Origin of the sequence: Escherichia sp. E.sYA108 (genome assembly GCF_011754335.1) — a bacterium.
Taxonomy (GTDB): Bacteria; Pseudomonadota; Gammaproteobacteria; order Enterobacterales; family Enterobacteriaceae; genus Escherichia; species Escherichia coli.
Window position 1 is genome coordinate 3,484,751 of the sequence record NZ_JAAQVZ010000001.1, and the last position, 21,183, is coordinate 3,505,933.

The 21,183-nt window shown below is 49.6% G+C and carries 19 protein-coding genes, 7 tRNA genes and 2 pseudogenes; 3 read left to right on the forward strand and 25 right to left on the reverse strand.

Translation table 11 applies throughout. The features are described from left to right. Positions 1–101 precede the first annotated feature (101 nt). Positions 102–854, forward strand: a complete 753-nt coding sequence (gene gpmA, locus HBM92_RS16755) for a 2,3-diphosphoglycerate-dependent phosphoglycerate mutase (protein ID WP_001295305.1) — start codon at positions 102–104, stop codon at positions 852–854. A gap of 165 nt (positions 855–1,019) precedes the next feature. Here the strand turns inward: gpmA and aroG are convergent, their stop codons facing one another. Continuing rightward, complete coding sequence (gene aroG / locus HBM92_RS16760) at positions 1,020–2,072, reverse strand: 3-deoxy-7-phosphoheptulonate synthase AroG (protein WP_001109213.1); 1,053 nt, start codon at positions 2,070–2,072, stop codon at positions 1,020–1,022. 315 nt (positions 2,073–2,387) lie between these two features. On the opposite strand from aroG, the gene HBM92_RS16765 reads away from it, so the two are divergent. Both HBM92_RS16765 and HBM92_RS16770 read left to right on the forward strand, forming a co-directional pair. After that, entirely contained in the window at positions 2,388–2,768 is a 381-nt protein-coding gene (locus HBM92_RS16765; RefSeq protein WP_000784342.1) for a YbgS-like family protein, read from the forward strand. A 127-nt stretch (positions 2,769–2,895) separates the two neighbouring features. Beyond that, a pseudogene (locus tag HBM92_RS16770) lies at positions 2,896–3,270 on the forward strand (cation diffusion facilitator family transporter); the annotation flags it as partial. Here HBM92_RS16770 and pnuC read toward each other — a convergent pair. From pnuC to odhB, 24 genes and pseudogenes are all read right to left on the reverse strand, one after another. Beyond that, on the reverse strand, positions 3,267–3,986 hold the full coding sequence (pnuC, locus tag HBM92_RS16775; RefSeq protein WP_000345406.1) for a nicotinamide riboside transporter PnuC: 720 nt from the start codon (positions 3,984–3,986) through the stop codon (positions 3,267–3,269). The pseudogene HBM92_RS16770 and the gene pnuC sit on opposite strands and share 4 nt — an antisense overlap. A gap of 37 nt (positions 3,987–4,023) precedes the next feature. Next, positions 4,024–5,067, reverse strand: a complete 1,044-nt coding sequence (gene nadA / locus HBM92_RS16780) for a quinolinate synthase NadA (protein ID WP_000115284.1) — start codon at positions 5,065–5,067, stop codon at positions 4,024–4,026. Between the two features lie 277 nt (positions 5,068–5,344). Beyond that, positions 5,345–5,420, reverse strand: a tRNA-Lys gene (locus tag HBM92_RS16785). Positions 5,421–5,453: 33 nt separating this feature from the next. Continuing rightward, a tRNA-Lys gene (locus HBM92_RS16790) sits at positions 5,454–5,529 on the reverse strand. 48 nt (positions 5,530–5,577) lie between these two features. Beyond that, a tRNA-Lys gene (locus HBM92_RS16795) sits at positions 5,578–5,653 on the reverse strand. Positions 5,654–5,656: 3 nt separating this feature from the next. Further along, a tRNA-Val gene (locus tag HBM92_RS16800) sits at positions 5,657–5,732 on the reverse strand. Between the two features lie 51 nt (positions 5,733–5,783). After that, positions 5,784–5,859 (reverse strand) — tRNA-Lys (locus HBM92_RS16805). 2 nt (positions 5,860–5,861) lie between these two features. After that, positions 5,862–5,937: transfer RNA gene (locus HBM92_RS16810), tRNA-Val, on the reverse strand. A gap of 35 nt (positions 5,938–5,972) precedes the next feature. Then, a tRNA-Lys gene (locus HBM92_RS16815) sits at positions 5,973–6,048 on the reverse strand. A 164-nt stretch (positions 6,049–6,212) separates the two neighbouring features. Continuing rightward, a complete protein-coding gene (cpoB, locus tag HBM92_RS16820; RefSeq protein ID WP_000097574.1) occupies positions 6,213–7,004 on the reverse strand; it encodes a cell division protein CpoB in 792 nt (263 codons plus the stop codon). Positions 7,005–7,013: 9 nt separating this feature from the next. Then, the gene (pal, locus tag HBM92_RS16825) at positions 7,014–7,535 is read right to left on the reverse strand and encodes a peptidoglycan-associated lipoprotein Pal (protein ID WP_001443197.1); all 522 of its coding nucleotides are present in this window, start codon (positions 7,533–7,535) and stop codon (positions 7,014–7,016) included. Between the two features lie 34 nt (positions 7,536–7,569). Beyond that, positions 7,570–8,862 carry a Tol-Pal system beta propeller repeat protein TolB gene (gene tolB, locus HBM92_RS16830; protein ID WP_001295307.1) on the reverse strand — a complete coding sequence of 431 codons (1,293 nt, stop codon included), beginning with the start codon at positions 8,860–8,862 and terminating at the stop codon, positions 7,570–7,572. Between the two features lie 132 nt (positions 8,863–8,994). Next, a complete protein-coding gene (tolA, locus tag HBM92_RS16835) occupies positions 8,995–10,260 on the reverse strand; it encodes a cell envelope integrity protein TolA (RefSeq protein WP_000030657.1) in 1,266 nt (421 codons plus the stop codon). Positions 10,261–10,324: 64 nt separating this feature from the next. Beyond that, positions 10,325–10,753 (reverse strand): colicin uptake protein TolR, encoded by a 429-nt coding sequence (gene tolR / locus HBM92_RS16840; protein ID WP_000090097.1) that lies wholly within the window; start codon positions 10,751–10,753, stop codon positions 10,325–10,327. A 3-nt stretch (positions 10,754–10,756) separates the two neighbouring features. Continuing rightward, positions 10,757–11,449 carry a Tol-Pal system protein TolQ gene (gene tolQ, locus HBM92_RS16845; RefSeq protein WP_000131310.1) on the reverse strand — a complete coding sequence of 231 codons (693 nt, stop codon included), beginning with the start codon at positions 11,447–11,449 and terminating at the stop codon, positions 10,757–10,759. Continuing rightward, positions 11,446–11,850 (reverse strand): tol-pal system-associated acyl-CoA thioesterase, encoded by a 405-nt coding sequence (gene ybgC / locus HBM92_RS16850; RefSeq protein WP_001098384.1) that lies wholly within the window; start codon positions 11,848–11,850, stop codon positions 11,446–11,448. Before ybgC ends, tolQ begins: the two co-directional genes overlap by 4 nt. A 149-nt stretch (positions 11,851–11,999) precedes the next feature. Then, complete coding sequence (ybgE, locus tag HBM92_RS16855; protein WP_000034602.1) at positions 12,000–12,293, reverse strand: cyd operon protein YbgE; 294 nt, start codon at positions 12,291–12,293, stop codon at positions 12,000–12,002. Then, positions 12,293–12,406: a cytochrome bd-I oxidase subunit CydX gene (gene cydX / locus HBM92_RS16860; protein WP_000270282.1), complete on the reverse strand. Its 114-nt coding sequence runs from the start codon at positions 12,404–12,406 to the stop codon at positions 12,293–12,295. Before cydX ends, ybgE begins: the two co-directional genes overlap by 1 nt. 14 nt (positions 12,407–12,420) lie before the next feature. Further along, positions 12,421–13,560, reverse strand: coding sequence for a cytochrome d ubiquinol oxidase subunit II (cydB, locus tag HBM92_RS16865; protein ID WP_000568275.1), 1,140 nt, complete (start codon positions 13,558–13,560; stop codon positions 12,421–12,423). A gap of 15 nt (positions 13,561–13,575) precedes the next feature. Then, the gene (cydA, locus tag HBM92_RS16870) at positions 13,576–15,144 is read right to left on the reverse strand and encodes a cytochrome ubiquinol oxidase subunit I (protein WP_000884361.1); all 1,569 of its coding nucleotides are present in this window, start codon (positions 15,142–15,144) and stop codon (positions 13,576–13,578) included. A 1,329-nt stretch (positions 15,145–16,473) separates the two neighbouring features. Further along, positions 16,474–17,589, reverse strand: a pseudogene (locus tag HBM92_RS16875) (tetratricopeptide repeat protein). A gap of 239 nt (positions 17,590–17,828) precedes the next feature. Further along, positions 17,829–18,698, reverse strand: coding sequence for a succinate--CoA ligase subunit alpha (sucD, locus tag HBM92_RS16880; protein ID WP_000025458.1), 870 nt, complete (start codon positions 18,696–18,698; stop codon positions 17,829–17,831). Beyond that, positions 18,698–19,864: an ADP-forming succinate--CoA ligase subunit beta gene (gene sucC, locus HBM92_RS16885; protein ID WP_001048602.1), complete on the reverse strand. Its 1,167-nt coding sequence runs from the start codon at positions 19,862–19,864 to the stop codon at positions 18,698–18,700. Before sucC ends, sucD begins: the two co-directional genes overlap by 1 nt. Before the next feature lie 93 nt (positions 19,865–19,957). Then, the gene (gene odhB / locus HBM92_RS16890; protein ID WP_000099829.1) at positions 19,958–21,175 is read right to left on the reverse strand and encodes a 2-oxoglutarate dehydrogenase complex dihydrolipoyllysine-residue succinyltransferase; all 1,218 of its coding nucleotides are present in this window, start codon (positions 21,173–21,175) and stop codon (positions 19,958–19,960) included. Positions 21,176–21,183 lie beyond the last annotated feature (8 nt).

A 21,183-nucleotide genomic window follows, 5' to 3' on the forward strand; every position in this document is an offset into this window, starting at 1 on the left:
ACACTATTTTCGCTATGGTTATGCGTAAGCATTGCTGTTGCTTCGTCACGGCAATATAATGAGAATTATTATCATTAAAAGATGATTTGAGGAGTAAGTATATGGCTGTAACTAAGCTGGTTCTGGTTCGTCATGGCGAAAGTCAGTGGAACAAAGAAAACCGTTTCACCGGTTGGTACGACGTGGATCTGTCTGAGAAAGGCGTAAGCGAAGCAAAAGCAGCAGGTAAGCTGCTGAAAGAGGAAGGTTACAGCTTTGACTTTGCTTACACCTCTGTGCTGAAACGCGCTATTCATACCCTGTGGAATGTGTTGGACGAACTGGATCAGGCATGGCTGCCCGTTGAGAAATCCTGGAAACTGAACGAACGTCACTACGGTGCGTTGCAGGGTCTGAACAAAGCGGAAACCGCTGAAAAGTATGGCGACGAGCAGGTGAAACAGTGGCGTCGTGGTTTTGCGGTGACTCCGCCGGAACTGACTAAAGATGATGAGCGTTATCCGGGGCACGATCCGCGTTACGCGAAACTGAGCGAGAAAGAGCTGCCGCTGACGGAAAGCCTGGCGCTGACCATTGACCGCGTGATCCCTTACTGGAATGAAACCATTCTGCCACGTATGAAGAGCGGTGAGCGCGTCATCATCGCCGCACACGGTAACTCGTTACGTGCGCTGGTGAAATATCTCGATAACATGAGCGAAGAAGAGATTCTTGAGCTGAATATCCCGACCGGCGTGCCGCTGGTTTATGAGTTTGACGAGAACTTCAAACCGCTGAAACGCTATTATCTGGGTAATGCTGACGAGATCGCGGCGAAAGCAGCGGCGGTTGCTAACCAGGGTAAAGCGAAGTAAACGTCATTCGTTTAAAAATGAGAAAGCCGACTGCAAGTGAGTCGGCTTTTTTGTTTGTCGTTGCTAACAATGGAGCACATTGCCTGATGCGACGCTGCGCGTTTTATCAGGCCTCCGGTGATTAATCGGATACGCCACTCTGACGGCGCATCCGACAATTAAACTTTACCCGCGACGCGCTTTTACTGCACTCGCCAGTTGACGTAACAGAGCATCGGTATCATCCCAGCCAATGCAGGCATCGGTGATGCTCTTACCGTAGGCCAGCGGTTCCCCGCTCTCGAGGCTCTGATTGCCTTCCACCAGATGGCTTTCCACCATCACGCCAATAATGGCCTTTTCGCCACCGGCAATCTGCTGGCAAACGTCAGTACAAACATCCATCTGCTTTTTGAATTGTTTTGACGAGTTAGCATGGCTGAAATCGATCATCACCTGCGCTGGCAGGCCTGCTTTGTTCAGCCCTTCTTTCACTTCAGCAACGTGCTTCGCGCTGTAGTTAGGCTCTTTACCGCCGCGCAGAATGATATGGCAATCGCCGTTACCGCTGGTATTCACAATCGCCGAATGCCCCCATTTCGTTACGGACAGGAAGCAGTGCGGCGCACCGGCGGCATTAATGGCATCGATAGCCACTTTAATCGTACCATCAGTGCCATTTTTGAAACCTACCGGACAAGAAAGACCAGACGCCAGTTCGCGGTGCACCTGCGATTCGGTGGTACGTGCGCCAATTGCGCCCCAGCTCATCAGGTCAGCGAGATATTGTGGGGTGATCATATCCAGGAATTCACCCGCCGCTGGCAGACCGCTGTCGTTAATATCGAGCAGCAATTTGCGGGCAATACGCAGACCGTCGTTGATCTGGAAGCTGTTATCCATATGCGGATCGTTAATCAGCCCTTTCCAGCCCACCGTAGTACGCGGCTTTTCAAAATAGACGCGCATCACGATTTCCAGCTCATCTTGCAGCTCTTCACGCAGCGTCAGCAAGCGAGTGGCATACTCTTTAGCCGCGACAGGATCATGAATTGAGCATGGGCCAATCACCACCAACAGGCGATCATCATTACCTTTCAGGATCTTATGGATCGCTTTTCGGGCATGGGCGACCGTATTCGCGGCATTTTCAGTAGCGGGGAATTTTTCCAGCAATGCGACAGGAGGAAGTAACTCTTTGATTTCTTTGATGCGTAAATCGTCGTTCTGATAATTCATGTCTGTTCCAGTGTTGCCATACTTATCTTAGTGAATGCAATACTTCCAATCTATATCTTCCGTCAGAATGTGTAAACGGGGTTTTACACTATGAACGGATTAATCCTGGAATTAGCAAGAAAAACGCCAGATTGTCGCGAAAAACGAGATCTCTCCTACAATTTCTAACTGTAACTCCTTTGTTTGTTAATTATTTCAAGATTCTCTGCTGGGTATCTTTGCCTGGCTGAAATCTTAAACCATTGCCTTATATTCACCTGCAAATGCACTGTTGGAAGAGGTTATCCGACATAACGACCATAACAGGAGCATCCTATGAAAATGACAAAACTGGCCACACTATTTTTGACTGCCACTCTAAGCCTTGCCAGCGGTGCCGCACTGGCTGCCGATAGCGGAGCGCAAAGCAATAACGGCCAGGCAAACGCCGCAGCTGATGCGGGCCAGGTAGCCCCTGATGCCCGTGAAAATGTCGCGCCAAATAACGTCGACAATAACGGGGTAAATACCGGTTCTGGCGGCACAATGCTGCATCCGGATGGTTCTTCAATGAACAATGACGGCATGACCAAAGATGAAGAGCACAAGAACACCATGTGCAAAGATGGTCGCTGCCCGGATATCAATAAAAAAGTCCAAACCGGTGATGGCATCAACAATGATGTCGATACCAAAACCGACGGTACCACGCAGTAACCCTGCGAAATAGCCAATAATGGGAGAGCGGAGTCTCTCCCTTTTAATTTTTCCCTTCTAAAAGCAGTATGATGTCATAAAGTTAAGTGAGAATAATTAAGGGATGACTCGTCATGGCGCACTCACACTCATACTGGTGTCGCTTCTGGTTCTGCGTAGCGCGTGGCGACTGTTGAAAGATAGTGTGAATGAATTACTTGAAGGTGCACCGGTATCGCTGGATATCGCTGAACTGAAGCGTCGCTTGTGCCGGGAAATCCCGGAAGTCCGCAATGTGCACCATGTGCATGTATGGATGGTAGGCGAGAAGCCGGTGATGACGCTGCATGTGCAGGTGATCCCGCCACACGATCACGATGCCTTGTTAGATCAGATCCAACACTACCTGATGGATCACTATCAGATTGAGCACGCCACTATTCAGATGGAATATCAACCTTGTCATGGGCCAGACTGCCACCTGAATGAAGGGGTGTCTGGCCATTCACATCATCACCATTAATGGGACAGCGCGCGTGAACCTCTTTCGCGTGCGCTGTTGATCCACATCCGGCTGCCGTTGAGGGCAATAAAGGTCAGGATGATGTACTCCAGAGACATGGCGTAAACGCCCTGAAGTGCAAAAATAACGACGCTAATCACGTTAATAATCACCCACAACAGCCAGTTTTCCACATACTTACGCGTCATCAGAATCATTGCCACGATAGATAACACCATCATGCATGAATCCCAGAACGGGAAAGCGTCCGGCTGTAGTTCAGGCATCGCAACCTGTAATCCTAATGCTTGCATGATCATGACTGCCACGCGGGTCAAAAATGCAAACACCGGATTGATAAATACCGTCATCAGACCAATCGAAACAACGCAAACCGCCAGCCAGCTTAGCGCCTTCGGCAATGGCAACCAGCGAATTTTCAACTCCGCCTCGTTCTGACTGGTTTGTCGCGACCACGCATACCAGCCGTAAATATTCGCGGCAAAGAAAAACACCTGTAATAACAGGCTGGCATACAGCTGAATCTGAAAGAAAATAATGCCAAACAAAGTGACGTTGATCAGGCCAAAGAAGTAGTTACTGATCTTCTCCAGACTGGCAAGGCCAATACACAGCAACCCGGCGATCGTGCCTACCGCTTCGATCCATGAGAGATCATAACCGCCTGCCCCTATTGGTATATGTACCAGGATATTCTGCACACTAAAAAAATCCATCGTTCCCCCAAAGCGTAATGTGACGCCTTATTATCAATTATCCACGTAGTGTAGCCGCAAAATCCAGCATACGATTGAGCGGCACCAGCGCCCTCTCTCGCAGCCTTTCATCAACATAAACCTCGTGATTGCTTCCTTCCAGTTCTAATGCCTCTGCGATGGCCTGAAGGCCATTCATGGCCATCCACGGGCAATGCGCGCAGCTGCGACAGGTTGCGCCCTCACCCGCGGTTGGTGCTTCCAGTAACTCTTTATCTGGCACCGCCTGCTGCATTTTGTAGAAAATGCCCCGATCGGTTGCCACGATAAGCCGCTGATGTGGCAATGTTTTCGCAGCAGCGATCAGTTGACTGGTGGAACCGACCGCATCCGCCATCTCTACAATAGCTTGCGGTGATTCTGGATGCACCAGTATGGCAGCATCCGGGTATTCTTCTTGCAAGCGGGTTAACGCTTGAGTCTTAAATTCATCATGCACAATGCAGGCACCCTGCCAGCATAAAATGTCTGCGCCCGTCTGTTTTTGCACGTAACGCCCCAGATGTTTGTCAGGTGCCCAGATGATTTTTTCACCCAAACTATCCAGATGATCAATAAGTTCGACGGCAATGCTTGAAGTTACCACCCAATCTGCGCGCGCTTTTACCGCAGCAGAAGTGTTGGCGTAGACGACGACAGTACGATCGGGATGGGCATCGCAAAATGCGTTAAATTCTTCAACAGGGCAGCCGAGATCCAGTGAACATTCAGCCTGAAGTGTCGGCATCAGAATTGTTTTTTCCGGACTGAGAATTTTGGCGGTTTCTCCCATAAATCTCACCCCAGCAACTAACAACGTAGAAGCGGGATGCTTTGCACCGAAGCGCGCCATTTCCAGAGAATCAGAAATACAGCCACCGGTTTCTTCTGCCAGTTGTTGAATTTCGGGATCGGTATAGTAGTGGGCAACCATCACCGCATTACGTTCTTTTAGTAGACGTTTTATCTTCTCGCGGTAATACGCTTTTTCATCAATGCTTAACGGCGTCGGCTTCGGGGGGAAAGGATAAATCGCCGTGTCTGGATCAAACATCACGCTCATCTTACCATCTCGTTTTACAGGCTTAACGTTAAAACCGACTTAAGCGTGATATTCGCTATTATCGGCGTAATTTGTTTTATATGCTAAACAAGATAGTCGAATGGTGGAGAAAAGTCACTCGAATTACGTATGAGATGCCGAATGCCACACTTTGCGTCTTATTCCTCCGACGTAGAGTTGTTTACGCAGCAAACGCGGAGTATGTCATCAGGGTCAAGAATTGAAATTGAGAGATGCCTGAATAGCAAAAAAGCGCCTTTAGGGCGCTTTTTTGCATTGGTGGGTCGTGCAGGATTCGAACCTGCGACCAATTGATTAAAAGTCAACTGCTCTACCAACTGAGCTAACGACCCCTTGCGGGATTATGCTGCTTTAATCATTCAGGATGGTGGGTCGTGCAGGATTCGAACCTGCGACCAATTGATTAAAAGTCAACTGCTCTACCAACTGAGCTAACGACCCATACGGGTGTTACCTGAAAGATTTCTACTCGGAACCAATGTTTAAAATTGGTGGGTCGTGCAGGATTCGAACCTGCGACCAATTGATTAAAAGTCAACTGCTCTACCAACTGAGCTAACGACCCGAGTGGTGGGTGATGACGGGATCGAACCGCCGACCCCCTCCTTGTAAGGGAGGTGCTCTCCCAGCTGAGCTAATCACCCGATACTGCGCTGGATACTACAAACTACTTCCACCGAACCCACAGTAATTAGTGGTGGGTCGTGCAGGATTCGAACCTGCGACCAATTGATTAAAAGTCAACTGCTCTACCAACTGAGCTAACGACCCGGTGGTGGGTGATGACGGGATCGAACCGCCGACCCCCTCCTTGTAAGGGAGGTGCTCTCCCAGCTGAGCTAATCACCCGATACTACGCTGGATACTACAACTAACTATGTTAGTGGTGGGTCGTGCAGGATTCGAACCTGCGACCAATTGATTAAAAGTCAACTGCTCTACCAACTGAGCTAACGACCCACTTTTTCGTTGCTTTCGGTTTGTTTGATATCCCGTGGCAACGGCGGCATATATTACTGATTTCAGACTTGAGCGCAACAAAAATTTCGATGCAGATCACTCAACTGCTTATGATTCGCACGACACGACCAGAAATAATGCGACTTCTGGTCGTGTGTTATGCATTACATCGCGTTCAGACGTTTTTGCGCCTGTTTAGCGCCATCAGTACCAGGGTATTTACTGATAACCTGCTGGTATACGGCTTTCGCTTTTGCGGTGTCACCTTTGTCCTGCATGATGACGCCGACTTTAAACATCGCATCTGCAGCCTTCGGTGACTTCGGATAGTTTTTCACTACCGAAGCAAAATAATACGCCGCATCATCTTTTTTACCCTTGTTGTAGTTTAACTGACCCAGCCAATAATTGGCGTTTGGCAGGTAAGTTGAATCAGGGTAATTTTTGATGAAATTCTGAAATGCCACCATTGCGTCATCCTGGCGGGATTTATCCTGCACCAGCGCAATAGCTGCATTGTAATCCGTGTTTGCATCACCGCTTTTCACCGGCGCGCCAGCATTCGCAGTACCAGCATCAGCTGTCGGCGTCGTTGATGCCGCCACACCGCTTTGATCGCCGCTGGTTGATTGCGCCGCTGCACCACCGCTGCTGAGGCTGTCGATCTGCAACAGGATCTGCTTTTGCCGCTCCACGACCTGATTCAGTTGATACTGATTTTCCTGAATCTGACCACGCAGGGAATCAATATCGGATTGATTATCAGAGAGTTGTTGCTGGAGTTGGGTTAAAAGCTGGCTGTGAGCATTAGAAATACGCTCAAGTTGAGTGACGCGGTCTTCGACCGAGCCTGAGCCGACACTACTGATTGGTGCCTGAGCAAAAGCGGCCCAGGGGGCCGCTATACCAACCAGTAACGACAGACTCAATAGTTGATGTCTGAAGTTACTGCTCATGCAATTCTCTTAGTAAACCAGTACCGCACGACGGTTTTTGGCATACGCCGCTTCGTCATGACCCCGTACTGCAGGTTTTTCTTTACCGTAAGAAACGATGGAGATCTGGTCAGCAGAAACGCCTTTACCCTGCAGATACATCTTAACAGCGTTCGCACGACGTTCACCCAGGGAGATGTTGTATTCCGGAGTACCACGTTCGTCCGCGTGACCTTCTACGGTGACTTTGTAAGACGGGTTGCTACGCAGGAAGTTTGCATGTGCATCCAGCATTTGAGCGAAGTCAGAACGGATATCGTACTTGTCCAGATCGAAGTAAACGATGTTGTTCTGCTGCAGCTGTTGCATTTGCAGACGAGCCTGCTCTTCGGAAGACATGTTGCCATTGCCGCCGTTCGCATCCATACCAGTGCCGGCACCCAGCATGCCTTCGCTGCCGTCATTGCTGGCGTTCTTGTTGGAAGAACATGCCGCAATTGCCATAACAGGCAGAGCAATCATCAGCCCTTTCAGCACTTTGTTCAGTTGCATTTCAATGATTCCTTTACTATTCAATTAATTATTATCACAGATACGGCGACCAGGCAGGGAATTTGACCTGTCCATCAGTTGCCGGAAGACGCGCTTTGAAACGCCCATCTGTAGAAACCAAATTCAGCACGGATCCCATCCCCTGAGAAGAGCTGTAGATTACCATAGTGCCGTTAGGTGCCAGACTTGGCGTTTCATCCAGGAACGTGGACGACAGAACTTGTACGCCTCCCGTTGCCAGATCTTGTTTGGCAATGTGCTGCTGCCCACCGTTGGAGCTGACCATTACCATAAATTTACCGTCGCTGCTGACATCCGCATCCTGGTTCTGCGAACCTTCCCAGGTAATACGTTGTGGCGCACCGCCGTTGATATTCACTTTATAAACCTGCGGACGACCGGCCTGGTCAGAAGTAAATGCCAGGTTCTGGCTGTCCGGGAACCAGGTCGGTTCGGTATTGTTACTGCGACCATCAGTTACCTGGCGGATCTGACCAGAAGCCAAATCCATTACGTACAGGTTCAGGCTACCGGTTTTCGACAAGGCGAATGCCAGTTTGCTGCCGTCTGGCGAGAATGCAGGTGCACCGTTGTGACGCGGGAATGAAGCCACCTGACGTACAGCGCCATTTGCCAGCGTCTGAATAACCAGCGCGGAACGACCGCTTTCGAAGGTCACATAAGCCAGTTTAGAACCGTCTGGTGACCACGCCGGAGACATCAGCGGTTGCGGTGAACGGTGAACGACAAACTGGTTGTAACCGTCATAGTCAGATACGCGCAGTTCATACGGGAACTGACCGCCGTTAGTCTGAACAACGTAGGCAATACGGGTACGGAACGCACCTTTAATACCGGTCAGTTTTTCAAATACTTCGTCACTGGCGGTATGACCAGCATAACGCAGCCACTGCTTGTTCACTTTGTACGAGTTCTGAGCAAGTACAGTACCCGGTGCGCCGCCAGTGTCAACAAGTTGATAAGCAACATTGTAAGAACCATCCGGATTCGGAGTGACCTGACCGACAACCACAGCGTCAATGCCCAGCGCGGACCATGCAGCTGGTTGTACTTCCTGCGCACTACCCGGCTGCTGTGGCAAACGAGCACGATCTAACGGATTAAATTTACCGCTGTTACGCAAGTCAGCAGCAACGATGCCGCCAATATCTTCAGGTGCCGCACCAGGCCCCGCCCACTGGAAAGGAACAACACCAATAGGACGACCGGAATCTACACCGCTGTCGATCACAATGCGGACTTCAGCATGCAGAACTGATGCCCACAGTATGAGAAAACCAAATGCTACTCGTAATGCCTGCTTCATCATATCTCCCTTATCTGGACCGATGGCCCACGATAATTTAGCAGAATGTTAACAAACTAAAATACACAAAACTACCAGAACCCCGTGGCAACCGGTGCCTGATGTTGACCGTCGGAACAGTCAACATCGCGATTACGGTTTGAAGTCCAATGGCGCGTTTTTGAACACTTCATATACTGCCTGGCTTGGTGGTTTCGGGATCTTCGCAAGTTTAGCTGCTGCCAACGCAGCTTGACAAAGTGCGGGATCGCCACCTTCAGGTTTGATATCCAGTAACATACCATCGGGTGCCAGTTTTATGCGCAGCGTACAGGTTTTGCCTGCATAGGACGATGCGTCATAGAACTTACTTTCGATAGCAGATTTAATCTGCCCGGCATAGTTATTGATATCGGCCCCTGATGCGCCATTGTTTTTAGTATTACCACTCCCGGCAGGCGAAGCATTGTTCCCTTTCGCCCCTCCCCCCGTTTTCGGTGCATTCTTACCAGAGCTTAGCTCACCGAAAATATCATCTGCCTCTGCGGCAGCTTTTGCTGCAGCGGCTTTTTCAGCTGCTGCTTTTGCCGCTGCCGCTTTTTTGTCTGCGGCGGCTTTTTCTGCCGCTGCTTTCTTATCAGCTGCTGCCTTTTCAGCAGCCGCTTTTTCTGCTGCTTTTTTGTCGGCTGCCGCTTTCTCTGCTGCCGCTTTCTTATCAGCTGCAGCCTTTTCAGCAGCCGCTTTCTTCTCAGCTTCTGCCTTGGCTTTTTCAGCAGCTTCGGTTGCCGCTTTCTTTCTTGCTTCAGCTGCAGCTGCTTCTGCCGCTTCAGCTTTCTTCTTCAGCGCCGCAGCAGCAGCCTCGGCTTTTTTCTGCGCTTCGACTGCGGCTTTGGCGGCTTCTGCTTCTGCTTTTTTCTTCGCGTCTGCCGCCGCTTTCTTCGCTGCTTCTTCCGCAGCTTTAGCATCCGCTTCGGCCTTCGCTTTAGCATCTGCCGCCGCTTTCGCTGCCGCCTCTTCCGCTTGCTTCTGCTTTAACTCGGCCTGTTTTGCGGCTTCTTCAGCCTGCTTTTTCTGCTCCTGAGCCGCTAACCGCTCTTTCTCAAGTTGCTTCAGGCGTTCCTGTTCAGCCGCTTGTTTCTCACGCAGTTCTTCAGCAGCCTGCTGCTCCTTCATCTTGCGCTGCTCATCAGAACGCTTCGCGCTTGATTCCTGGCTTTGCATACGTTTGTACTGTTCAACTACCGCACCTGAATCAACCATGACAGCGTCGATGGACGAACCACCGCCGCCTCCGGCTGAAGCTTCTATATTCTCATCGAACGAACTCCAGATCAGCGCCGCAAATAAGATGACATGCAGCACTGCTGAAATAATTATCGCCCGCTTGAGCTTGTCGTTTTGTTCGGTTGCCTTTGACACTCTCGGTTTCCAAAAACTGTTCGCCTGTTACCCGCTCTCTTTCAAGCAAGGGAAACGCAGATGTTTAGATAGGCTGCGTCATTAAACCAACCGATTTCACACCCGCACTATGTAACAAGTTCAGTGCTTTAATTATTTCATCGTAAGGCACATCTTTTGCGCCACCGATCAGAAAGACCGTTTTCGGGTTGGCCTTGAAACGGCTGGACACTTCCGCCACCACCTGCTCTGGTGGTAAACGCTCCAGACGATCTTTCTCAACCACCACGGTGTACTGACCAATACCAGACACTTCAACAATCACTGGCGGATTATCGTTACTGCTCACCGCCTGTGATTCAGTAGCGTCTGGCAGATCGACCTCCACGCTCTGGGTGATGATGGGCGCTGTCGCCATAAAGATCAGCAACAGCACCAGCAGTACGTCCAGCAACGGTACAATGTTGATTTCGGACTTGAGATCGCGACGACCTCGTCCACGCGCTCTGGCCATGGCTTACCCCTTGTTGCTCTCGCTAACGGTAAACGCCTGGCGGTGCAGAATCGCGGTAAACTCTTCCATAAAGTTGTCGTAATTCAGTTCCAGTTTGTTTACGCGCTGGTTGAGGCGGTTATAAGCCATTACCGCCGGAATTGCGGCGAACAAACCAATTGCCGTCGCAATCAACGCTTCTGCGATACCGGGCGCAACCATTTGCAGTGTTGCTTGTTTTACCGCCCCGAGGGCGATAAAGGCGTGCATGATCCCCCAGACCGTACCAAACAGACCAATATACGGGCTGATGGAGCCAACCGTACCGAGGAAAGGAATGTGCGTTTCCAGATTTTCAAGTTCACGATTCATGGAAATACGCATCGCACGCGACGCCCCTTCCACTACGGCTTCCGGCGCATGGCTATTGGCACGATGCAGGCGCACAAACTCTTTGAAGCCGCTGTAAAAGATTTGTTCCGAACCGCTCAGATTATCCCGTTTCCCCTGGCTCTCTTGATAGAGGCGAGAGAGTTCGATTCCAGACCAGAATTTATCTTCAAACGCTTCGGCTTCGCGCGCCGCTGCGTTAAGAATACGGGTCCGCTGGATAATAATGGCCCAGGATGCGATTGAAAAACCAATCAAAATCAACATGATAAGTTTAACCAGAAGGCTAGCCTTCAGGAACAAATCAAGGATATTCATGTCAGTCACTGCTTAAACTCCGCGACAATAGACTTGGGAAGCGCACGAGGCTTCATTTTGAGTGGGTCAACGCAAACAACCAGAACCTCTGCTTCATTCAACAAAGTATTCTCGGCGTTGACAATACGTTGCGTGAAAACCAAAGAGGTGCCACGCATTGATGTTATTTCAGTCTGTATTTCGAGCATATCGTCGAGCCGCGCAGGTGCGTAATATTCCACCGTCATTTTACGTACCACAAAGGCAACGCGTTCAGCCATCAGCGCCTGTTGACTGAAATGATGATGACGCAGCATCTCTGTGCGTGCTCTTTCATAAAAAGCGACGTAACTGGCGTGGTACACCACACCACCGGCATCGGTATCTTCATAGTAGACACGAACCGGCCATCGAAACAGCGTTGTATTCACTTTACATCCCGGTAATGCAACAAAAGTTAGAGCTTTTAAACGCTGCTACTATACGCGCGCGATTGAGGTTTGGGAATGAGGGCAAGTTAAGGGAGCGTAAAAATTTATGGGCCTGACTCGGCCCATAAATTTTTAAAGAGAATTCTGATTTAAAAGAAGAAGAAAATCAGCCCGACAATGAGAACAATATCGGCAAGCAATGGGCAAAAAATCCCTTGCCAGAGAACCTTCTGCGGACGAAAGCCCACGCCGTGAATCACACCAGCACAGACGGCCCACATAAGCAGTAAACCATGCCAGATTTCCAGTTCACTGGTCTTCGCGGCGAAACGTGATGGGTCCCAAAACATACATCCTGCTAACAGAAGTGCCATCACGAAGGAAAGCGCCCGCAGGGGGCGCTTGTCCATTACCGCATACAAGGTTGCGATAATCTTACTCATCAGATGTCTTCTTGACCGGCTTTGCCTGATTCGACGTGCTCAAGCGCCAGCGCGGTGATTACCCCAAACGAACAGGCAAGAAGCGTTCCCAGAATCCATGCGAAATACCACATTTTTAGCTCCTTACTTAGTACAGAGAGTGGGTGTTACGTTCAATATCTTCTTTGGTGATACGACCGAACATTTTCCAGTAACACCAGGCGGTGTAGAGCAGAATGATCGGTACCAGAACCACCGCAACCCAGGTCATGACGTTAAGCGTCAGCTGGCTGGAAGTTGCATCCCACATTGTCAGACTTGCGTTCATCATGGTGCTGGACGGCATCACAAACGGGAACATTGCGATACCGGCAGTCAGGATGATGCAGGCCAGCGTCAGGGAGGAGAACACAAACGCCCACGCGGCTTTATCCATACGTGCAGTCAGGATGGTCAGCAGCGGCAGAACCACACCCAGTGCCGGAATAGCCCACAGAATTGGCGTGTTGTTGAAGTTAACCAGCCATGCGCCAGCTTCACGAACCACTTCTTTATTCAGCGGGTTAGAGGCTGCGTAATGGTCCATTGTCGATTTCACGACATAACCATCGATACCGTACATCACCCATACGCCAGCCAGTGCGAAGCAGACCAGCGTCACCAGTGCCGCCACCTGAGCCGTTGCACGGGTACGCAGGTGCAGTTCGCCCACGGTACGCATTTGCAGATAGGTTGCGCCCTGAGTAATGATCATCCCTACGCTCACCACACCTGCCAGCAGGCCGAACGGGTTAAGCAGCTGGAAGAAGTTACCGGTGTAGTACAGACGCAGATATTCATCAACGTTGAATGGTACGCCCTGCAACAGGTTACCGAACGCTACACCAATCACCAGCGGCGGAACGAAGCTACCAATGAAGATGCCCCAGTCCCACATGTTACGCCAGCGGGTTTCTTCAATCTTGGAGCGGTAGTCAAAACCGACCGGACGGAAGAACAAAGACGCCAGCACGAGGATCATCGCCACATAGAAGCCGGAGAACGCAGCGGCATAGACCATCGGCCAGGCAGCAAACAGTGCGCCGCCTGCGGTGATCAGCCAAACCTGGTTACCGTCCCAGTGTGGTGCGATGGAGTTAATCATAATTCGACGCTCGGTGTCGTTACGACCGAGGAAACGGGTGAGCATGCCCACCCCCATGTCGAAACCGTCAGTGACTGCAAAACCAATTAGCAGAACGCCAACCAGCAGCCACCAGATAAAACGCAATACTTCATAATCGATCATTTGACGACTCCTGTCTTAGCGTGCCGGCTGAGTAGTCGTGGAAGACTGCTCAAAGTGATAGCGACCGGTTTTCAGGCTGCTTGGGCCGAGGCGTGCAAACTTGAACATTAAGAACAATTCTGCCACCAGGAACAGGGTATACAGGCCGCAAATCAGCACCATTGAGAAGATGAGATCGCCTGCGGTCAGTGACGAGTTCGCCACAGCTGTCGGCAGCACTTCACCGATAGCCCACGGTTGGCGGCCATATTCAGCCACGAACCAGCCCGCTTCTACAGCAATCCACGGCAGCGGAATACCGTACAGCGCGGCGCGCAGCAGCCATTTTTTCTCGCCAATGCGGTTGCGGATGACACTCCAGAAAGAGAGCGCAATGATTGCCAGCAGCAGGAAGCCACACGCCACCATGATACGGAACGCAAAGTACAGCGGCGCTACACGCGGAATGGAGTCTTTGGTTGCCTGTTGAATCTGAGCTTCAGTCGCATCAGCCACGTTTGGCGTATAGCGTTTCAGCAGCAGACCGTAACCGAGATCTTTCTTCATGCTATTGAACTGGTCACGAACGGCCTGGTCGGTAGAACCAGAACGCAGTTGTTCGAGCAGAGAGTACGCCTTCATCCCGTTACGAATGCGTTCTTCATGCTGCACCATCAGTTCTTTCAGGCCGATAACTGGAGTATCCACGGAACGCGTTGCAATGATGCCCAGCGCGTAAGGGATCTGGATCGCAAATTTGTTCGTTTCCTCTTCCTGATCAGGAATGCCGAACAGAGTAAAGGCAGCAGGTGCAGGTTGCGTTTCCCACTCGGCTTCGATAGCAGCCAGTTTGGTTTTCTGCACGTCGCCCATTTCGTAGCCGGATTCATCACCCAGAACAATAACAGACAGAACGGCAGCCATACCGAAGCTGGCAGCGATAGCAAAGGAGCGTTTAGCGAAGGCGAAGTCACGACCTTTCAGCATATACCATGCGCTGATACCGAGGATGAACATTGCGCCAGTCACATAACCAGAAGCTACGGTGTGAACGAATTTCACCTGAGCAACCGGGTTAAGCACCAGCTCGGAGAAGCTCACCATCTCCATACGCATAGTTTCAAAGTTGAAATCGGACGCGATTGGGTTTTGCATCCAGCCGTTTGCAACCAGAATCCACAGTGCGGACAGGTTTGAACCGAGCGCCACCAGCCAGGTGACACACATATGCTGAACTTTACCCAGACGATCCCAACCGAAGAAGAACAGACCTACAAAGGTGGATTCGAGGAAGAAGGCCATCAGACCTTCGATTGCCAGCGGCGCACCGAAGATATCCCCTACATAGTGGGAATAGTAAGACCAGTTAGTCCCGAACTGGAACTCCATGGTCAGACCGGTAGCCACACCCAGAGCAAAGTTGATACCAAACAACTTGCCCCAGAACTTGGTCATATCTTTATAAATCTGTTTGCCGGAAAGGACGTAGACCGTTTCCATAATGGCCAGCAGGAACGCCATACCGAGCGTCAGTGGCACAAAAAGGAAGTGGTACATCGCGGTCAAGGCAAACTGTAAGCGCGACAGTTCGACTATATCTAACATCATGACTCCTTGCTCATCGCATGAAGACTCCGAGAGTGAACCCCGTTAGAAAGGGTCACACGCATGCCCCAATACAAAATTATTTGCTCGCCTCTATCGTTGCCATTTCATCAAAAGAGGAAAAGACAATGATAAAAAAGTTACAAATGTGTTAATGAATAAACCAAATTGATCCCGTAATTATATTACGCCGCAAAATCCTTACAATAAACAGGTTTTTATTGAGCAAATTTGCATTTTTCGACAGTGATCAATTTATAGCGAAATTGTCACGATCTCACCAATTTGATCTACAACAATTTATCGTGTTTTGCAGATTTTTTTCAAGAATTAAAAATTGATTTATATCAAAATCAACCACATATGTTAATTATGTGTGAATCATGAGCCACTGGTAACTTTATTGTTAATTTATTGTAACAAAATAGCACAGTAAAATTACCCACATGGAAATATATAGATAAAAAACCAGTATTTTATTTAACAGAGCCGCTTTATCGACTTTTTATAATACTAATTAGTTAGAGTAGCTACTTTATTGCCATTTTACATAACATATTTTTATCAACGTTAATTGATTGTTGTCTTTATGAGCAACGTACTGTAAATCCGTCACTTATTGTTTCATTGGTAATAATCACAAGAAGAAATAGATACCTTAGGTATAGTCAGATGGAACAAGGATTTTCAAAATAAAACATATATGGTATTAATATTTCCCGATCTGTATTCAATGATTAGCTCAAAGATTGAAAATCAAGAGAAATTGTTATAGCAGTGATACGAAACAACAAAACGGAATGATTGCCAGCCGTTAGAAAACACCGGACACTCTCGTGTAAAAAGCTACCCTGTCTATGGATATAGCGATATCGACTCATCAAGCGTGGACTGAATGATATTCAACTCCATATGGACGGCAACCTGGAGGATAAATACGATTTCGCCGTTGGAATCAAGGTTGTTCTGCAATATCTACCAGACTGCTTCAATTTATCTGTTTTGGCAGTGCAATAATCTTAATTTAACTATTTGAAGATGATGATATTGTAAGATGCCAGAAATTTAGTAATCTGGAGAACCATGTTTACGATCACTAAATATTAAAGTAATAGTCGATAATTCAGTAACACATCGGGTAATATAATGTATTGATACATAATCATATTAAAAAATTCGTGATTAAATAACATAAGAATATGTTTTATTATCATTAAAAAACCTTCTATTTCCATCATCCTTAAGATAATAGAACAGTGAATGATGGATAACTTCACCAGAAAAACAAGCAAGAATATAAAATTTAAAAATATGATTCCACTTTCATTGTTATAAAATGGCATCGTGAAGAGCGAGTTGATAATGCTGCAATGCATCAGCGTCCTGTCCAGCAGTTCCATAAATTTTGGCAATGTTATAATAGGAGTTAGCGCGCGTTGTCGCCGCATTTGCTCCACAGGCTAACGAGATCGCTTTACGATTTGCCTAAATTGCTTCCGCTATGTTGCCATTTTTCTGATACGCCAGCCCCAGGTTACTAAATGCCTGTCCGTAATTGCCGTCTAATTCTGTTGCCTGTTGGAAGAGTTGAATGGCTTGCTCAAGTTGACCGGTTTTATAAACAGCTTCACCTTCGCGATTATATTTTCTTGCCAGTTGAGTATCTCCACTGTTTTGCATCGCAGGCGAAGCCGGAGCTGAAGAGTCCGTCGCAGGCATTATCACAGTGGCTAAATCCCTGACGTCTAATGTGGTGTCGTTAAAATTGGCGCTGGTAACAGAGTTGATATCTTCAAACTCGCCGTTTGGATTGAGTTTAAACACGGTCCAGATGTTCCCTCGTTTTCCAGCAGGGACACTATAACTACGCACCAGGGAGCTCCCTACATAAACAAACACTTTTGCCTTACTGGCAGAGAGATAATTACTGTTGGGCAACCCTTTATTGCTATAGTCCTGCACGGCATAGATGTAACTTTCGCCAAAATGCTTTTTGCTGATAGTGACAGTTTCTGGTCCATAGCTATCCGTATCATCAACATCCAGATTAGCATCAGTCCCCTCTTTACTATCAAAATAGATATGTCCGCCAGAGAAGATCAAATGTGAATCAAGATCAAAAGGCTTTTCGCCCCAGCTCAAAACTACACGCATGCCATCCAGACTAGTCATTGCCGGACTAATCGCATAAGTCATGCCAGCACACGAACATTTGACCACCAGATTAGAATAGCCCTCTTTTTTGACGATCAATAAAGCATCTTGATCATCAGCAAATGTAGAACCCAGATTAACGCTGCCCGATGCATTTGTGGTTCCAGAAACAGATTGTGCGCCATTGCGTTGCAGCGTCACCGATACTCCCTCAATGCGTTTATCTTTCACTGTCGCACTTAAAATATCGATATTTACATCGGCCGCATAAACGTCCGAATTTACACCCATCAGGGCCAGAGCAACCGGCAGAACAATTTTCTTCTTGTATAAATGCTTTTACAGAACGGAGAGGGGATATTTTGCCGGGCATTATTGCGCAGAAGATGGGAGAAAAGCAGTGGGCAAACTTTTCAGATTAGTGCCCGAATAAAAAAGGCCATCATAAGATGGCCAACCATGTCGAAACCGACAGCCCTTCGCCCCTCCTGTAGAGGGAAGCGGCGAGGGCTATTTCTTATTACAGATATTTATTTCAGAACAGTTTTCAGTGCTTCACCGATATCCGCCAGGCTGCGAACGGTTTTCACGCCTGCGGCTTCCAGAGCAGCGAATTTCTCATCCGCAGTCCCTTTACCACCGGCAATGATCGCACCTGCGTGACCCATACGTTTGCCTTTCGGCGCAGTCACACCAGCGATGTAACCCACAACTGGCTTGGTAACGTGCTCCTTGATGTACGCCGCTGCTTCTTCTTCAGCGCTACCGCCGATCTCACCGATCATCACGATCGCTTCGGTCTGCGGATCTTTTTCGAACATTTCGAGGATGTCGATAAAGTTAGAACCAGGGATCGGGTCGCCGCCGATACCAACGCAGGTCGACTGACCGAAACCGTAATCCGTGGTCTGTTTAACCGCTTCATAGGTCAGCGTACCGGAACGGGAAACGATACCCACTTTACCCGGTTTGTGAATGTGACCCGGCTGGATACCGATTTTGCATTCCCCCGGGGTGATAACGCCTGGGCAGTTCGGGCCGATCATACGAACGCCTGCTTCATCCAGTTTCACTTTCACCGTCAGCATATCCAGCGTCGGGATGCCTTCAGTGATGGTGATAATCAGTTTGATGCCTGCATCGATAGCTTCCAGAATGGAGTCTTTGCAGAACGGTGCTGGTACGTAGATAACAGAGGCGGTAGCGCCAGTAGCAGCAACAGCTTCACGCACGGTGTTGAACACTGGCAGGCCGAGGTGGGTAGTACCGCCTTTACCTGGGGTTACGCCGCCAACCATTTTAGTGCCGTATGCAATGGCCTGTTCTGAGTGGAAAGTCCCCTGGCTACCGGTAAAGCCCTGGCAGATAACCTTGGTGTTTTTATCAATTAAAATGGACATTATTTCCCCTCCACTGCGGCAACAACCTGCTGAGCTGCATCCGTCAGACCTTTTGCTGCAATAATATTCAGGCCGCTGTCAGCCAGTTTCTTCGCGCCGAGTTCGGCGTTGTTACCTTCCAGACGTACCACGACCGGTACGTTAACACCCACTTCCGCTACCGCGCCGATGATACCGTCAGCGATCAGGTCGCAACGAACGATACCGCCGAAGATGTTAACCAGAACGGCTTTCACTTTGTCGTCAGAGAGGATGATTTTGAACGCTTCGGTTACACGTTCTTTGGTTGCGCCGCCGCCAACGTCCAGGAAGTTAGCCGGTTCGCCGCCGTGCAGTTTAACGATGTCCATCGTACCCATCGCCAGACCTGCGCCGTTAACCATACAACCGATGTTACCGTCCAGCGCAACGTAGTTCAGTTCCCACTGTGCAGCCTGTGCTTCACGCGGATCTTCCTGCGACTGGTCACGCATTTCACGCAGATCAGGCTGGCGGAACAGTGCGTTGCCATCAGCGCCCAGTTTGCCGTCGAGGCAAATCAGATCGCCCTGTTTGGTAATAACCAGCGGGTTGATTTCGATAAGCGCAAGGTCGCGCTCCAGGAAAATGGTCGCCAGGCCCATGAAGATTTTGGTGAACTGCTGAACCAGTTTACCTTCCAGACCCAGTTTAAACGCCAGTTCGCGTCCCTGATACGGCATCGGGCCAGTCAGCGGATCAAGCGCAACTTTGTGGATCAGGTGCGGAGTTTCTTCCGCCACTTTTTCAATTTCCACGCCGCCTTCGGTGGAGGCCATAAAGACCACGCGACGGGAACTACGGTCAACAACGGCACCGAGATACAGCTCTTTAGCGATATCGGTCGCCGCTTCAACCAGAATCTGGTTAACCGGTTGGCCATTGGCATCTGTTTGATACGTTACCAGACGCTTGCCCAGCCAGTTTTCTGCAAAAGCACGGATGTCTTCTTTGCTGTTTACAACTTTCACACCGCCCGCTTTACCGCGGCCACCAGCGTGAACCTGACATTTCACTACCCACGGACCGGCACCGATTTTTGAAGCGGCTTCTTCTGCTTCGCGCGGAGTAGTACAGGCATAACCCACCGGTGCTGGTAAGCCATAGCGGGCAAAAAGTTGTTTTGCCTGATATTCATGTAAGTTCATGTGTTCTGTCCATCCTTCAGTAATCGTTATCTTTTAAACCGTAGACCGACACCCTATCCACGTCGGTCTACAGTGCAGGTGAAGCTTAAACTACTAAACGTCCAGCAGCAGACGCGTCGGATCTTCCAGCAACTCTTTGATCGTTACCAGGAAGCCCACGGATTCGCGACCATCGATCAAACGGTGATCGTAGGACAGCGCCAGGTACATCATCGGCAGGATCTCAACCTGGCCATTCACTGCCATCGGACGATCTTTGATAGCGTGCATACCCAGAATTGCGCTCTGCGGTGGGTTGATGATAGGCGTTGACATCAGGGAACCGAACACACCACCGTTGGTGATGGTGAAGTTACCACCGGTCAGATCTTCAACCGTCAGCTTGCCGTCACGGCCTTTAACAGCCAGCTCTTTGATTTTCTTCTCGATGTCTGCCATGCCGAGGGTATCGACATCACGCAGAACCGGCGTCACCAGGCCGCGCGGCGTAGAAACCGCCATACTGACGTCGAAATAGTTGTGGTAGACCACATCATCGCCGTCGATAGACGCATTCACTTCCGGGTAACGTTTCAGGGCTTCAACCACCGCTTTCACGTAGAAGGACATAAAGCCCAGACGAATGCCGTGGCGTTTTTCAAACGCTTCACCGTACTGCTTACGCAGATCCATAATCGGCTTCATGTTGACTTCGTTGAACGTGGTCAGCATGGCGGTGGAGTTTTTCGCTTCCAGCAGACGCTCTGCCACACGCTTACGCAGGCGAGTCATCGGCACACGTTTTTCGCTACGTGCAGCCAGGGTCGGTTGCGCCGCCGGAGCAGCCGCTGCCGGAGCAGACTCTTTCGCCGGGGCTTTCGCCAGATGTTTTTCCACATCTTCACGGGTCAGACGACCACCCACACCCGTGCCTTTAATAGCGCTGGCGTCGAGGTTATGTTCAGCCAGCAGGCGACGGATCGCCGGGCTTAACGCATCGTTGTTTTGCTCTTCCAGAGACGCCTGCTGGCGTTGCGCCGGAGTGGACGCTTTCTCTTCAGATTTGGCGCTGGTTTCTTTACCCGCGCTGTTGCCTTCACGCAGGCGACCAAGGATCTGACGAGACGTTACCGTTGTACCTTCATCTTCCAGAACCGCATCCAGAATGCCGTCTGCTGATGCCGGTACTTCCAGTACCACTTTGTCAGTTTCGATTTCTACCAGCACTTCATCACGTACGACTGCGTCGCCGGGTTTTTTATGCCAGGTTGCGACGGTGGCATCGGCTACGGATTCAGGCAGGTCAGGGACCAGAATATCTACGCTACTCATTGTGTATC

What these genes read in the sequence shown, in the direction of transcription:
- pal (WP_001443197.1), bottom strand. Translation starts at nt 7,535, where the DNA reads ATGCAACTGAACAAAGTGCTGAAAGGGCTGATGATTGCTCTGCCTGTT.
- tolB (WP_001295307.1), bottom strand. Translation starts at nt 8,862, where the DNA reads ATGAAGCAGGCATTACGAGTAGCATTTGGTTTTCTCATACTGTGGGCA.
- sucC (WP_001048602.1), bottom strand. Translation starts at nt 19,864, where the DNA reads ATGAACTTACATGAATATCAGGCAAAACAACTTTTTGCCCGCTATGGC.
- gpmA (WP_001295305.1), top strand. Translation starts at nt 102, where the DNA reads ATGGCTGTAACTAAGCTGGTTCTGGTTCGTCATGGCGAAAGTCAGTGG.
- odhB (WP_000099829.1), bottom strand. Translation starts at nt 21,175, where the DNA reads ATGAGTAGCGTAGATATTCTGGTCCCTGACCTGCCTGAATCCGTAGCC.
- HBM92_RS16765 (WP_000784342.1), top strand. Translation starts at nt 2,388, where the DNA reads ATGAAAATGACAAAACTGGCCACACTATTTTTGACTGCCACTCTAAGC.
- aroG (WP_001109213.1), bottom strand. Translation starts at nt 2,072, where the DNA reads ATGAATTATCAGAACGACGATTTACGCATCAAAGAAATCAAAGAGTTA.
- cydA (WP_000884361.1), bottom strand. Translation starts at nt 15,144, where the DNA reads ATGTTAGATATAGTCGAACTGTCGCGCTTACAGTTTGCCTTGACCGCG.
- sucD (WP_000025458.1), bottom strand. Translation starts at nt 18,698, where the DNA reads ATGTCCATTTTAATTGATAAAAACACCAAGGTTATCTGCCAGGGCTTT.
- tolR (WP_000090097.1), bottom strand. Translation starts at nt 10,753, where the DNA reads ATGGCCAGAGCGCGTGGACGAGGTCGTCGCGATCTCAAGTCCGAAATC.
- nadA (WP_000115284.1), bottom strand. Translation starts at nt 5,067, where the DNA reads ATGAGCGTGATGTTTGATCCAGACACGGCGATTTATCCTTTCCCCCCG.
- pnuC (WP_000345406.1), bottom strand. Translation starts at nt 3,986, where the DNA reads ATGGATTTTTTTAGTGTGCAGAATATCCTGGTACATATACCAATAGGG.
- cydB (WP_000568275.1), bottom strand. Translation starts at nt 13,560, where the DNA reads ATGATCGATTATGAAGTATTGCGTTTTATCTGGTGGCTGCTGGTTGGC.
- cydX (WP_000270282.1), bottom strand. Translation starts at nt 12,406, where the DNA reads ATGTGGTATTTCGCATGGATTCTGGGAACGCTTCTTGCCTGTTCGTTT.
- ybgE (WP_000034602.1), bottom strand. Translation starts at nt 12,293, where the DNA reads ATGAGTAAGATTATCGCAACCTTGTATGCGGTAATGGACAAGCGCCCC.
- cpoB (WP_000097574.1), bottom strand. Translation starts at nt 7,004, where the DNA reads ATGAGCAGTAACTTCAGACATCAACTATTGAGTCTGTCGTTACTGGTT.